Genomic DNA, 13,483 nt, shown 5'->3' on the forward strand with positions numbered 1-13,483 from the left:
CCTCGGCGGAATGGTGCTTGCGCGTGGCGCGGCCAATATCGCGGACCAGTTTTTCGGCTGGCACCCGCGTGGGTGGGGCGGAGGATTTCTGGCTCATCTTCACTCTCCTTGGGGTTACGATGAGCCAGAAATCCTCCGTTATTCAAATCGCCAGTTTGGTCCCATAGGCGCTGACGCCGGACAGCTTCTGCAGCCTCACAGCGGCAGGCGCCCCATTCGCGCTCATGAGGGCAGCGTCGTCGACATTATGCCCGACTGCGTCGAGCGCCGGTTCAACGCGCTCCGCGCCCCGTTTCCCGTCCAATGGCTGGCTGATAATGGCACCGCCTATACCGCCACCGAAACCACGGACTTCGCCGCAGCCCTGAACCTTGTTCCATGTTTCACGCCGGTCCGCAGCCCTGAAAGCAGCGGCGTCTGCGAGGCCTTCGTCAAAACCCTGAAACGTGGCGATGCCCGCGTGAACCCAAGGGCAGGCGCCATTTCGCTCCTCCAGCAGCTGCCAGCGTGGTTCGAGGATTACAATAATACCCACCCGCATTCGGGCTTGCGCATGCGCTCGCCACGTGAGTTCTTAGCAAGCCAGTTATGCAACCAAGCCGAGTGTCCGGTTTGATAGGGGTAAGTCCATTGCCAATCCGGCACCATTCTAATCAAACGACTGACGCTCTTCACTTGTCTCATAGCTTATTCTGAATGATGATTTCCATCAGCAAGTCCCTTCAAGGCGAAAGAGGTTCGGTATGTTGCTGGTACGTCGTATATTTCTCGGGATGCTCGCCGCGCCTGCGATCATACATGTTTCCCAAGCGCAGGATTTTCCAACCCAATCGCTCCGCCTGATCCCGCCCTACCCGCCCGGCGGTGGTACGGACACTGTGGCGCGACTTCTTCTCCCGCATCTCATGGCGCAGCTTGGGCAAAACATTGTGGTAGAAAATCGCAGCGGCGCAGGTGGCACCATTGGCGCCGCCGAAGTGGCGCGTTCGCCGAAAGATGGGCATACCTTATTGCTCGATAGTATGGGCCATGTGGTGAACGCAACATTGATGCCTAATCTGCCATTCGACTACACGACTGCTTTTGCGCCAATCTCCCAGCTCACTTGGCAACCCCAGATGCTTGTTGTTCCAGCGGCTTCACCGCATCGCAGTCTGGCTGAATTGGTGGCAGCGGCGAAAGCGAGACCGGGGACGCTTCCCTATGCATCCTCCGGTAATGGTAGCGGAGCGCATCTTGCCATGGCTGCTTTTGCGAAAATGGCCGGAATGGAAGTGGTGCATGTTCCCTATCGCGGCGGCGGTCCCGCCATGACAGACCTTGTGGCGGGCAATGTTGCCATGGCTTTTGCTTCAGCGGCTGCCGCCACTGCGCATGTGCAAGCCGGGCGGCTGCGTGCTCTAGGCGCGGCTGGCTTGCGACGTATCAGCGCCTTGCCTGATCTGCCGACCATCTCCGAATTGGGTTATCCCGGCTTTGATTGGGATGAATGGAATGGGCTTTGGACGGTTGCGGGCACACCTGCAGCCAGTGTAGCGAAACTCTATGCAGCAACGGCTTTCGCGCTGAACCAGCCTGACGTGCAGGCGCGCATGAATCAGATCGGCATCGTGCCCCTTGGTACTACCCCCGAGCAGTTCGGAGCCTTTGTGGTCGAACAACGCGAACGTACGGCCCGGCTTATCCGTGAAGCCAATATCACCCTGGGGTGAAACATGTACGCTGCACCACCTTCCGTTACCGCAGAAGTCTACACCGAAGTGCCTGAGGGTCTCAGGCTTCGGGGGCGTAGCAGTGAGTGGCTCTACGGGCGCGGTGGCGCCTCTCCGGATTCCTTTCTGGAAGGTCCCTGTTTTGACCGCATCGGAAATCTCTGGCTAACAGATATTGTCTTTGGCCGGATATTCCGTGTTACGCCAGCCGGTGAATGGTCAGTAATTGCGGAATATGATGGAGAGCCGAATGGCCTTGCCTTCCATCGTGAGGGCTGGGCTACCATCACCGATGCGAAGCGCGGCCTTCTTCGCTTGAACCCTGAAACTGGCGAGGTTTCGCCCCTGCTACCCCGAGCAAGGCGGGAGGGATTTCGTGGTGTAAATGATTGCACTTTCGCTAAGAATGGCGATCTGTTTTTCACCGATCAGGGCCAAACTGGCCTGCAAGACCCTGCAGGGCGTGTCTATCGTCTGCGCGCGGGGGCTTCTCAGGCAGATGCGCTTATCTCAAACGTCCCGAGCCCAAATGGCCTTGTACTGACCGGCGATGCGCATACGCTCTATGTCGCCGCAACACGCGACAACGCGATCTGGCGCGTACCGATCACGGAAGATGGTGGCATTATTCGTGTTGGTCGTTTCATAGCCATGTCTGGCGGCTTAGCCGGACCGGATGGCATGGCGATGGATGTCGAAGGCAATATCGCGGTGGCGCATGCTGGCATGGGGAGCGTTTGGATTTTCTCCCGGCTTGGTGAGCCTTTGCTCCGCATTCGTTCACCTCGTGGCTTGGCGACCACTAATGTCTGCTTTGGTGGACCAGAGAATTGCGACCTTTTCATCACCGAAAGCGACAGTGGCAGCGTTTTACGGACGCGGTGGACGCATCCTGGTGCGGTGCTTTTCTCTCATTGCTGATTTGCGCGGACCATAGCTATTTGCACTGGTTGTGCGATTTTGGATTTTAATCTACCGAGAAGCATATCCAGCCTGGATATCGCTCTCGCGCGCCAGTTTATCGCGTTTTTCCGGATCACCATGCCCGCCGCCACCAGGTGTTGCCAGGATAACAGTATCGCCGCGCGACAGGACATATTGCTTCTTGGGATCTACCTTCTCGCCGTTGATGCGAAGCACACCGGGTGCACCCGCTTTGCCACCCTCAATTCCAAAGGCCGGAAAGATGGTGCGCTCTGCAAGGAATGAGACAGCGATCGGTGTTTCTGATCTGCTTTCCAGCGCGATTTCCTGACCAAGGCCACCGCGATGCCGACCAGGGCCGCCGCTATCGACGCGCAAGCGTTTGTAGTGAACACGCAAGGGCGCGATATGTTCCGTGATTTCGATGGCAGTGGATGAAACATTCGAAGGCCAGGAAAGGCAGGATATGCCATCACCACGCATATTGGCGCCCATCCCGCCATTGTAAAAAAACATATTGGCGTAGGGTTTGCCTTGCGCATTCACGCCGGATTGATTCATGCCCCACATGGGTGACCCGCAAGCGGCCATCACACGTTCCGGCACCACCTGCCCCAGGCAACCAAACACCAGCATCGGAAGGTAATGCCCGATCAGCATGCGTGAACCGCCAGAAGCGGGAAAAACCGGATTTACGATGCAGCCATCAGGCGCGATGATGGAAATGGGCCGCCAAGCGCCTTCATTATTGGGCAGATGAGGGCTTGTACAGACCTTCACCCCATACATGGTCATGGCGTAGGTATAGCAAAGCGCACAATTGATCGCCCGATCCACCTGCGCATCTGTCCCGGTATAATCGGCGATAATCCGATCACCCTCAATCGTCAGTGAAAGCTTCAGCGTCACCGGCTTATCCATCAAGCCATCGGTCTGCAATTCACTGCTATAGGTGCCATCAGGTAGGGCAGCGATGGCCGAACGCATTGCCGCCTCACAACGCGCATGGATTTCCCCGGCCAATGCGGCAAGATCATCAAGCCCCGCCTGTTCCATCAGGATGTGCAGGCGCTCCTCCATTAAATCCAGGGCAACAACCTGTGCCCAAAGATCACCCATGGTCTGTTCAGGGGTGCGCACATTCTTGCGTAGGATCGCGACAAGGGTTTCATCCGCTTCACCGGCACGCATGAGCTTCAACGGTGGGATTTGCAGCCCTTCTTCGAATACCTCACGCGGTTCGGGGCTGCGGATCTTGCCGCCAATATCAGGTGCATGCGCCGTTGAAGCGCTGAAGGCAACCAGCTTGCCGTGGCGGAAGATCGGCTTCGCGACGGTAATATCGGGCAAATGCCCTGTACCTAACCAAATGTCATTGGTAATCAGAACATCACCCGGATGAAGCGTTTCCGGTGGAAAGAATTTCAGGAAATGCTTGACGGTTTCGGGCAGCGTGCCGATGAAGCTTGGGATGCTTTCGGTTGCCTGTACCAGGCTCTGCCCAGATGCATCCGTGACAATGCAGGAAAAGTCATAGCTTTCCCGGACCAGCGTGGAAAAACTGGTGCGCACCAGCGCCGCCGCGGCTTCATCCACCAGGGAAATGAGCCTACGCCAGAGCAACTCAAGCTCAACAGCGTCGAATTGGCGGGGAGTCTCTGCGTTCATGATACATACTCCGCCATGATCGATCCCTCAGGCAGAAGGGAAATGCGCGCGCCCGGACCCACGATGAAGGTGCTTTCGTTTTCTTCGAACACGGCGGGGCCGGTGATATTCGTGCCAGGCGTCAGCGCATAACGATCATAGACAGGGGTACTGCGTTTTTCGCCGAGATCAGCGAAATAGACGTCCCGATAGCCTTTGAGTGCAGCGTCGCTGGTCTGCTGCCCATCCAAGCGAAGCTTGCCCCCAGCACCCGGCATGGGGGCGCTTACCGATACGCGAAGGGCGACGAATTGCACTGCAGCCCCTGGTGGTGTTCGGCCAAATAGCTTGCGATAGGCTGTTTCAAATGCGGCAAGTATACCCTGCCGATCAGAATTCCCCTCAAGTGGCACGGTGATTTCAAACCCCTGTCCGATGTAGCGCATATCAGCCAGCCGTCGCAGGCGCGCCTTGGCCATATCGGCGCCGGTTTCGCGAATGACAGCCAATCCATCCTTCTCTAAACCGGAGAAAACGGCCTCTGCGGCGCTCAGGTCAGCGCTGGCCAGTGACATATTAAAAGACGCGACGCGATCAATACGTGCGGGCGCCATCAGCATGCCAATTGTGCTGCCAGCACCCGCGCCCGGCGGGCAAATCACATGCTTGACGCCAAGTTTACGCGCGACATGCCACGCATGCACCGGCGCAGCGCCGCCCGTGGCAAGCAAGGCGTAATCCTGCGGTACGCGACCACGCTCTGCAATCGCCACCCGCGCGGCGCCTGCCATGTTTTCATTCACCACATCATGAATGCCGAAGGCGCCCCGCAAGGGTTCGAGCCCCATGCTGGTGGATAGCGACCCAAGCGCCCGTTCCGCGCCAGCCAAATCAATTCGCATGGCGCCACCCAGAAAGAAATCCGCGTTCAGATAGCCAAGTGACAAATCGCTGTCCGTCACTGTCGGCTCATAGCCTCCGCGTGCATAGCAGACAGGCCCAGGTTGAGCACCGGCACTTTCTGGTCCCACATGCAGCGTGCCAAGGTCGCTGCGACGTGCAATGGAACCGCCGCCAGCGCCGATTTCTATCAATTCAACAGTCGCAATCTGAATGGGCAGGCCGCTACCGCGCAGAAAACGCTTGGTCCGCGCGGCCTCAAAGCCCCAGGCCACTAGAGGTTCGCCATCATCCACCAGGGCAAGCTTCGCGGTGGTCCCGCCCATATCGAAAGCCAAGACGCGATCGAGCCCCGCATGCCGACCAAACCACGCCCCGGCAAGAGCGCCTGCAGCCGGACCACTTTCGAGCAGTTGTACTGGCGCCCGTTTGGCTTCGGCCACATGCGTCAAGCCACCATTGGACAGCATCAGGAAAAGTGATCCCGGTATGCCTGCCTGCTTAAGCGCCTTTTCCAAATTCTCAAGATAGATTTCGGCAATCGGGCGCACATAGGCATTGGCAACAGCAGTTACGCAGCGCTGATATTCCCGAATTTCCGGCGCGATATCCGATGACAGCGTGATGGAAAGCCTTGGGAATTTCTGTTTGATTGCCTCAGCGGCCAGACGTTCGTGAACAGAATTGGCGTAGGAATGCAAGAAGCAGATGGCCAGGCTCGTGACGCCCGCTTCCGCCAGAAACGCAACCTCATGAAGCATCGCTTCGACATCGAGCGGTACCTCAATCTGCCCATCTGGTGCCAAACGCTCACGTGCTTCTCGGCGCAGTGGCCGTGGCACTAATGGCTTGGGCATTTCCAGGAACAAGTCGTAGAGCTCGTACTTACGCTCGCGCCCGATTTCGAGGGTATCTGCAAAACCGGCGGTGGTCAGAAGACCCGTTGGTGCGCCCTTTCGCTCGATCAGGGCATTTGTAAAAAGTGTTGTGGCATGCACAACGCGACCGATGGAGCCAGGAGCGATATTGCCTTTCTTGAGCAGATGCATGAGCCCCAACATGGTTCCACGCGCCGGGTCATCGGGGGTGGTACTCTCCTTCCAGATCACCGCTCTGCCATCGCTCGGATCCAGAACAACCAGGTCAGTGAAGGTACCGCCAATATCAATACCAAGCGAGAGAGACGCCGACATATTTCCGATCCAGTAAAGAGTGAAAACTGTGGCCTTGAACGGCTTTAATCGCCGCGAATGTTATTGGCCTGCACAACACGACGCCAGGCTTCGCGATCACGCTTGATGCGTTCCTCGAAAACCGCACCGCTTTCGCTGAGGGGCAGCAGGCCCCGTTCCACTAATGTGCGGGCTGTTTGAGGGTCTGCCAAAGTGGCTGCGAATGCGGCGGCCAGACCATCGCGGATTTCCTTCGGCAAGCCTGCTGGCCCGGCCAAACCGAACCAATTATTGATTTCAAGCGCAGGCAGCCTACCGGCAAGGGGCGGCAGTTCAGGCATAAGCGGCGATGTTTCCTTTGCGGTGACGCCGATGCCCTTCAACTGTCCGGCACGAATGGCGGGTGCGACTTCGGCAACATTGGCAACCATGATGTCAATGCGGCCTGCAGAGACATCCAGCGCAGCAGGCGCACCACCGCGATAGGATACATGCGTCATCTGTACGCCAAGCGCGCCGGCGATCAGCGCGCCGCCCAAATGATTGATGGAACCATTGCCGGCCGAGGAATAGGTCGCCGCACCGTTGCGGGAACGCGCAAAGGCAGCCAGGCCTTCAAGATCACTGAAGGGGGCATCCGGGCGCGCGACAAGCGCCATGGGCGTACCGGCAAGCGCAGTAACCGGTGTCAGGTCACGATCAAGATCAAGCGGAATAGGGATGCCTGGTATGGCAGGCGCCACGCACATCATGCCCATGATCGCACTGGCCAATGTATATCCGTCCGGCGCCGCGCGTGCAGCCGTCTGGGCGGCAATAAAGCCATAGGCACCACTACGGATTTCCGGAATCACGCTTATGCCGCGTACCCGTTGCAGCCCCTCGGCAACAATGCGCACGAGGATATCTACGGCGCCGCCGGGCGCATAGCCGATCAGGATGCGGATAGGTTGCTGCGGTGTCCAAACCGCCTGGGCCCTGGCACTGCCCACCGTAAACATGAGTGGCGCAGCCGCCAGCAGGGTGCGACGTGGCGTTCTGGCGTTATCTTCCGGCATGAGCTTTCTCCTTCCCATAGTGGCTGGGCGCTATGATCCTAGGGCTATTGATAATCGGGCCACAAGGGAGGGTCTTATTCTTCCGGCGGTTTTGAAAGGGCTAGTTGACCGCCGGTAAGACTGTGTAGCCCGAAGGATCTATCAACCGGAAATACAGGCTTCTTAACTCCGCCAAATATGCCGCTAGCAATAACTAATCCTATTGGCCATTTAAGTTCGTAGAACCCTTTCCAGATGGTACGTTGGGTTTATTACGTGGCACGATTGGCCAATTGGGCGATTGGTCTCCATTTTTCGCGATCAGCCTTGCCAATACGGCTGAATTCCTCGGGTGTCGTGTACAACGGCGCAATGCCCTGACCATCAAGCTGCGCAATAGCTGCGGGCTGGGCAAGGGTTTGCTTGATTGCAGTGTTCAAGCTCTCGATCACGCCACGCGGTGTCCCCTTTGTTGTCATGACGCCGAACCAGCTCCGTACCTCAAAGCCGGAGACACCGCCCTCAGCCAGAGTGGGTACATCCGGCAGATGCGGCATGCGGGAAAGTAGGGGCACGGCCAAGGCGCGAAGGGCCCCTGTCTGGATGTGTGGAAAGCAGGTTGGCGTTGTCGCAAACATGAAATCAAGCCGACCCGCCAATAAATCCACCATCGCCGGACCACCGCCGCGATAGGGAACGCCAACGGTTCGGATACCGGCCATTTGGCTCAGCAAAAGTGCCGCTAGCCAGGGGCTGGCACCAACGCCCGGATGTCCCCAGCTCAAGCCGCCTGGATTGCCACGTGCCGCAGCAAGCAAGTCAGATAAGCTGAGCCATGGACGATCCTTTGATGTAACCAGCACGGTCAGTACATCGGCGACCAGCGCAATAGGTTCAAGAATCTCGAGCGGTTGCTGCTCCAATGGCGTGTTCTGTACCAAGGAATTTACGAGCAAGGCGCCCATATTATTGATGACAAGTGTATGACCATCTGGCGCTGCACGTAACACAGGTTCTATGGCCAAAGCGCCTTGGGCGCCGCCACGATTTTCCACGACCACTGGCTGGCCCAAAATATCAGCCATGCCGTTGGCAATAAGTCGCCCGACGAAATCAAGCGACCCGGCGCTGGCAGACCCCACCATCAACCTGATCGGCCGCGTCGGGAAGGGCTGCTGAGCATTTGCCTTTGCAGTAATTAGGGCGGGCATTGCCAGGAAAGCACGCCGCGTTGACGTGACATGCAAGCCTTGCAGGGAAACACGCCGTGGCATCATGTCGTACCCAGACGCCGCCTCATTATTGCGCGACCGCTAGCGTGCATCACGTCTTTTCTACCTGCCAAAACATTGGATAGGCGGATTCGATCATATTTTTCAGCGTTGTCCGATATCCGGCAGGGATCGAAAACTGCCCCCACATGACATTCGGCGTCAGGCGATACATCGCTTCCTGTAGCTCGGCCGCAATGCGCTTGCGGGATGCGTCATCCTCAGCCCGCGCGAATGCCTGCAGCATGGGCGGCACCGCATTATCGCAGGACCAGCCCGGAAAATCCGCACAGGTGGATGCCACATAAAAATGCGTCAGCGGCGATAACATATCGGTTCCGTTGGAATAAACCGAAAACATGGACCAGTTGTCGCGCCGGGCGCGGCGCGCGAGTACCGTACCCCAGTCCATCACCTGCTCATCAACCGTGAACCCGGCTTGGCGCATATTATGAGCCAAGACCATTGCGGCAGTCTGACTAATGGAACCGCCCACTTCCAGGATGATAACGGGTTGCCCCCGATAGGAAGTTGCCCGAAGCTCGGCCTTGGCGGCTTCAATATCAAGTCCAGCACCCGCGGCCCCGACATCTGTCGTGAGCGGTGCGCCGCACATCCAAAAGGAAGGGCATTGTGGCGCACGATGTTGCGGCGGCACCCCTATGGCGGTCAGAACGGCGTTCTGATCCACAAGCTTCCAAAGCACCTTCCGGATCGCCGGATCATCAAAGGGCGGCGCTGCGTGGTTTAGCCGGAAATTCCCCTGGAACTGCTCGACACCGCCAAAGCTCATGAGCTTCACGCCGCGCGCGCGTTCAAGGCGGGCCAGAAGATCGAAGGGTAGGTACTGCTGGTAATCAATCTCGCCCGCCATCAGCGCGGTTGCGCCGGTTGCCTGATCCGGCATCACGCGCAGAAGAAGCTGGTCAATTTTCACATCCTTGCCGCCTGCCAGAAAATCAGGGGCCTCACGGCGGGGTACGTAATCCGGGTTTCTTTCCAGCACCATCAGGCTACCGGGCCGCCACAAATCCGCGCGAAACCGGAAGGGACCTGACCCCAGTGGTTCAGTAATACGTTGATCGCCAGGGATGCGCGCCAATTTTTCCGGCATCATAACTGGTAGCGGCGCATTGGGCTTGCCCAGCACCTGGAGCATCAAGGGAAAAGGCTCTTTTAGGTGGATCGTGAAGCTGCGCGTATCGCGCGCTTCTATGCGTTCATGTGCATTGCGTAGCGCGCGGCCCAAAGCATCGCGCGGCATCCAACGGGTGAGTGAGGCGACACAGTCGGTCGCGGTTACCGGCGTTCCATCATGCCACTTCAAGCCTTCCCGCAGGCGAAAATCCCACCGCAGCCGGTCAGAGGATACCTGATGCGCTTGCACCATCTGTGGCTGAATCGCACCTTTAGAATCCATGGCGTAGAGCATGTCAAAAATATGCAGACCAAAAGTCCGAGTAATGGCGGCGGTGATGAAATGGGGGTCTAATATCGTCACCTCAGATTCCAAGACGACATTCACGGCCTTGCTTGCCCGCGCTTCACGCGGACGGATCAGCGCAGCTGTCATCAACCCTGCTGTCGCACCAAGAGCAACGCGGCGTCCAAGCATGTTTTCCTCCATTTTAGTTTCTCTTGTTCTTCGTTCGTGAGGCGAGCCTATCGTCACATTTGGTCTTCCACAATGCCCAAATGCTGGCTTAGGCTGGTTTTTCAGTGGAGGAGTCAGCCATGGCCCAGGACGACCTTTTGTTCATGACCGCAAGTCGCGCGGCTATGCTGATACGGATGCGTAGGCTTTCCCCGGTTGAGTATCTTGAGGCGATCCTTGTCGCCGCACATCAACAGCAAGGCCGTCTGAATTGCTTCACTGCAATATTGGATGAGGAAGCACGCAAAGCCGCACGGCTTGCCGAACAGGCTGTCATGGATGGCGCACCTCTCGGCCCCCTGCATGGTGTGCCGATCAGCATCAAGGATTTGCTGGATGTGCGTGGCACGCCCACGCGGCATGGTTCAGCGATTTTTGCGGATGCGCCATCGGCCACCCAGGACGACGTATTGGTGCAGCGGTTACGTGACGCGGGCGCTGTTATCTTCGCAAAAACCACGACGCCAGAATTTGGCGTCAAGGGCCTGACGGATGGTCCGGCCTTCGGTATTACGCGCAACCCTTGGAATCTTGAGCGCACCCCTGGGGGATCTTCAGGTGGTTCCGCCGCCGCGGTCGCCGCCGGTGTTGGACCAATTTCCTTGGGCACGGACGGTGCGGGCTCTGTCCGCGGCCCCGCAGCCTGTACAGGCTTGGTCGGTCTAAAGCCCACCCTTGGTGCGGTGCCCTATGAAACTGCGCGAGACGCTTTTGGTAATAATGTCTATGCTGGTCCACTGGCACGAAGCGTGACTGATGCGGCCATCATGCATGCCATTCTGAGCGGCGCGGCGCCGCAGGATCCATGGAGCCAATCAGGCCAAGACCAGTATCGTTTGTCGCCAAAGCTGATTGGTGATGATCTTTCCGGTATACGTCTTGGCTACATTCCGCGCTGCGCCAATCCACGCGTATCACGCGATGTTCAGGCGAATACTGATGCGGCACTAAAAGCCTATGAGGGTAGGTGCGCCGTTATCGAGGAGGTTACGGACGCGATTGACTGGATTGAGCTTGAGGGGCGGATTCTCTACCAGGCGAACTTTACGGTGTTTTGCGCACAATACCTGCCGCGTTGGCAGAACCAAATGGACCCGGTAACATTGGCTTTCATGGAGCGTGGTGCGCAATATTCAGTTGCCGATTTTCGGAATGCGCAATTCGCACGAGGGCGGCTGTATCGTACGATTCAGGGCCTTCTTTCGCGCTATGACGCATTGGTGATGCCAACCATAACGCGTACAGCCCTTGATGTTGGCTTTGATGCCGCCAATGATGAGGTTGAAGTGGATGGTGTGAAATGCGGCATCACCAGACTGGGTTGGAATTCTGCCCTGTATCCGTTCAATTTAACGGGCCATCCGGCCATAACCATACCTTCAGGCTTTGCCGCAGATGGTTTGCCCACAGCACTTCAAATCGTAGGACGTTGGGGCGCTGAGACAGATATGATGCGGCTTGCGGCGGTTCAGGAAACAGCGCGGCCTTGGGTACAGTTTCGCCCAACAATATCGGCGGAGCGCCTGGTTTGAATCAATCCGGCTTGATGCCTGCCTCGGCAACTACCTGTCGCCAAAGTGGTAATTCATGACGCAGTCTTTCGGCCAATTCTTGTGGGCCAGTAAGCAATAGCGTGCTTCCTGAAGTCGCCATCCTTTGGCCAAGTACTGATCCGGAGCGCAGCGGCTCCAATTCACCAACAAAGCGGGCAATGTTTGCCTCCGGCATATTGCGCGCGGTACATATTCCAAACCAGATCATGATGCCGGTACCGGGTGCCACCTCTGTAATGGAAGGCACTTCGGGTAGGATCTCCAAGCGTTTTGGCGCAGTGACGCCAAGAACATTCGCTCTGCCCTCGCGGATGTGTGGTAGCATCAAGGCGACATCAGCGCTCATGACATCAACGTCGCCTGCAAGAAATCCACTGATGAGCTGACCGGCACCACGATAGGGGACATGCTGCCAAGAGATACCGGCACGAATACCAAATAGCGCTGGTGCCATATGCGTTGTAGTGCCATTACCAGAAGTTCCGTAGGTGATCTTTCCGGGACTGGCTTTCGCCGCAGCAATTAGCGCGCGCAAATCCTGGAATCGCGCGTTGGGGCGTACCGCAAAGCACATGCTTGACTCCGAGACTAGCGATACGGGCAAAAGATCACTCAGGGGGTCATAGCCGATATCTGGCTGGACCGCGGGCTGAATAGCCACAGCGCCGGTAATCATCAGAAAGGTATGATCATCCTGCGCCGCGATGACCTGTTTGGTACCAAGGGCACCACCGGCGCCTGGCCGTGTTTCAACAATCACCGGCTGGCCAAGCCTTTGAGACAGATGCTCAGCAATAAACCGGCCGGGAATTTCAACGGGCCCGCCGGGTGCATAAGGTATGATGATGCGCACTGGCCGATTAGGCCATTGACGCGTTTGAGCGAAAGCTGAGTTCGCGGCCAATGGAGACAGCGCAGCGGCGGAGACGAAAATTCTACGCGTTAAGGACATGGCTATTTCCCCACTGTGAATATCGGATGCCATCAGCATTTGTACAGATCCTCAGCAAGAACTGTCGCCATGTTTAGGCATTAGTTCAGATTTTCAGGAGAGCACTATTTGGCCAGAGTGGCTACCGTTCATTCTTACGCGCAACGATCCGCAAGACTGAAGCCTGGGAGCGACTTACTGCCGCCGCCTCGCCTGCCGCCAGTCCCAGGGCATTTCGAAGCGCCCTGCCCACATACCCTGCGTGAGATAGCGCGCGAGATTCTCCTCACTCACATAGTCCACCGAAAAGCGCCGATACGCGACAGCCCAGCCATCCGCGACAAGTGACTGCCCGATATCTCGCCCGCCTGCCCAACAGGTCGCTACGAGGCGCTGATAACGATCGCGTTGGTGGCTGATACAGTGAATATCTCCACCGGCGACTGCAGCCGCCAATTCCGATGCGGCACGGCGCCCACAGGACCATACTGCGCCAGCGCCGTCCTCGCAGGTTTGCCGCAACTCAGGTGCATCAATGCCGTGCAACCGCAGCCGCGTATCGCCCATCGTAACCGCTGTCTGCGCCCCACTATCTTTTACCTTGACTGTTTAGGTTCTGCTCTGCGTCGGCTCATGCAGCAAGTTCAGCGCGCTTGGCATCGCGCCAGGCCCATGGCAGCAG

General features: G+C 57.6%; 10 protein-coding genes and 1 pseudogene. 4 read left to right on the top strand and 7 right to left on the bottom strand.

The window, feature by feature from the left end; genetic code table 11:
* Positions 1-241 precede the first annotated feature (241 nt).
* The 3 genes and pseudogenes from IOB61_RS07250 to IOB61_RS07260 form a co-directional block, all read left to right on the top strand.
* Positions 242-616, top strand: a pseudogene (locus IOB61_RS07250) (integrase core domain-containing protein); the annotation flags it as partial.
* A 127-nt stretch (positions 617-743) separates the two neighbouring features.
* Complete coding sequence (locus IOB61_RS07255; protein ID WP_290814423.1) at positions 744-1,712, top strand: tripartite tricarboxylate transporter substrate binding protein; 969 nt, start codon at positions 744-746, stop codon at positions 1,710-1,712.
* 3 nt (positions 1,713-1,715) lie between these two features.
* Entirely contained in the window at positions 1,716-2,633 is a 918-nt protein-coding gene (locus IOB61_RS07260) for an SMP-30/gluconolactonase/LRE family protein (protein WP_290814426.1), read from the top strand.
* A gap of 51 nt (positions 2,634-2,684) precedes the next feature.
* Here IOB61_RS07260 and IOB61_RS07265 read toward each other — a convergent pair whose 3' ends face one another.
* The 5 genes from IOB61_RS07265 to IOB61_RS07285 all read right to left on the bottom strand — a co-directional run bounded on the left by IOB61_RS07265 (position 2,685) and on the right by IOB61_RS07285 (position 10,335).
* On the bottom strand, positions 2,685-4,304 hold the full coding sequence (locus IOB61_RS07265; protein WP_290814429.1) for a hydantoinase B/oxoprolinase family protein: 1,620 nt from the start codon (positions 4,302-4,304) through the stop codon (positions 2,685-2,687).
* On the bottom strand, positions 4,301-6,376 hold the full coding sequence (locus tag IOB61_RS07270) for a hydantoinase/oxoprolinase family protein (protein ID WP_290814432.1): 2,076 nt from the start codon (positions 6,374-6,376) through the stop codon (positions 4,301-4,303). The genes IOB61_RS07265 and IOB61_RS07270 overlap by 4 nt, the downstream gene beginning before the upstream one ends.
* Positions 6,377-6,420: 44 nt before the next feature.
* A complete protein-coding gene (locus tag IOB61_RS07275; RefSeq protein ID WP_290814435.1) occupies positions 6,421-7,413 on the bottom strand; it encodes a tripartite tricarboxylate transporter substrate binding protein in 993 nt (330 codons plus the stop codon).
* 251 nt (positions 7,414-7,664) lie between these two features.
* Positions 7,665-8,669 (bottom strand): Bug family tripartite tricarboxylate transporter substrate binding protein, encoded by a 1,005-nt coding sequence (locus tag IOB61_RS07280; RefSeq protein WP_367272823.1) that lies wholly within the window; start codon positions 8,667-8,669, stop codon positions 7,665-7,667.
* 46 nt (positions 8,670-8,715) lie between these two features.
* Positions 8,716-10,335 (bottom strand): ABC transporter substrate-binding protein, encoded by a 1,620-nt coding sequence (locus IOB61_RS07285; protein ID WP_290814438.1) that lies wholly within the window; start codon positions 10,333-10,335, stop codon positions 8,716-8,718.
* Positions 10,336-10,397: 62 nt separating this feature from the next.
* Between IOB61_RS07285 and IOB61_RS07290 the strand changes: the two genes are divergently transcribed.
* On the top strand, positions 10,398-11,849 hold the full coding sequence (locus IOB61_RS07290) for an amidase (protein WP_290814441.1): 1,452 nt from the start codon (positions 10,398-10,400) through the stop codon (positions 11,847-11,849).
* A 1-nt stretch (position 11,850) separates the two neighbouring features.
* On the opposite strand, the gene IOB61_RS07295 is transcribed toward IOB61_RS07290, so the two are convergent.
* Both IOB61_RS07295 and IOB61_RS07300 read right to left on the bottom strand, forming a co-directional pair.
* The gene (locus IOB61_RS07295; protein WP_290814444.1) at positions 11,851-12,861 is read right to left on the bottom strand and encodes a tripartite tricarboxylate transporter substrate binding protein; all 1,011 of its coding nucleotides are present in this window, start codon (positions 12,859-12,861) and stop codon (positions 11,851-11,853) included.
* A gap of 135 nt (positions 12,862-12,996) precedes the next feature.
* Complete coding sequence (locus IOB61_RS07300; RefSeq protein WP_290814447.1) at positions 12,997-13,368, bottom strand: thermonuclease family protein; 372 nt, start codon at positions 13,366-13,368, stop codon at positions 12,997-12,999.
* Positions 13,369-13,483 lie beyond the last annotated feature (115 nt).

The organism is Aquidulcibacter sp. (genome assembly GCF_020253525.1).
GTDB lineage: Bacteria > Pseudomonadota > Alphaproteobacteria > Caulobacterales > Aquidulcibacteraceae > Aquidulcibacter.

Excerpts from the sequence above, each read along its gene's own strand:
- IOB61_RS07255 (WP_290814423.1), top strand. The coding sequence starts at position 744 with ATGTTGCTGGTACGTCGTATATTTCTCGGGATGCTCGCCGCGCCTGCG.
- IOB61_RS07260 (WP_290814426.1), top strand. The coding sequence starts at position 1,716 with ATGTACGCTGCACCACCTTCCGTTACCGCAGAAGTCTACACCGAAGTG.
- IOB61_RS07265 (WP_290814429.1), bottom strand. The coding sequence starts at position 4,304 with ATGAACGCAGAGACTCCCCGCCAATTCGACGCTGTTGAGCTTGAGTTG.
- IOB61_RS07270 (WP_290814432.1), bottom strand. The coding sequence starts at position 6,376 with ATGTCGGCGTCTCTCTCGCTTGGTATTGATATTGGCGGTACCTTCACT.
- IOB61_RS07275 (WP_290814435.1), bottom strand. The coding sequence starts at position 7,413 with ATGCCGGAAGATAACGCCAGAACGCCACGTCGCACCCTGCTGGCGGCT.
- IOB61_RS07280 (WP_367272823.1), bottom strand. The coding sequence starts at position 8,669 with ATGATGCCACGGCGTGTTTCCCTGCAAGGCTTGCATGTCACGTCAACG.
- IOB61_RS07290 (WP_290814441.1), top strand. The coding sequence starts at position 10,398 with ATGGCCCAGGACGACCTTTTGTTCATGACCGCAAGTCGCGCGGCTATG.
- IOB61_RS07295 (WP_290814444.1), bottom strand. The coding sequence starts at position 12,861 with ATGCTGATGGCATCCGATATTCACAGTGGGGAAATAGCCATGTCCTTA.
- IOB61_RS07300 (WP_290814447.1), bottom strand. The coding sequence starts at position 13,368 with ATGGGCGATACGCGGCTGCGGTTGCACGGCATTGATGCACCTGAGTTG.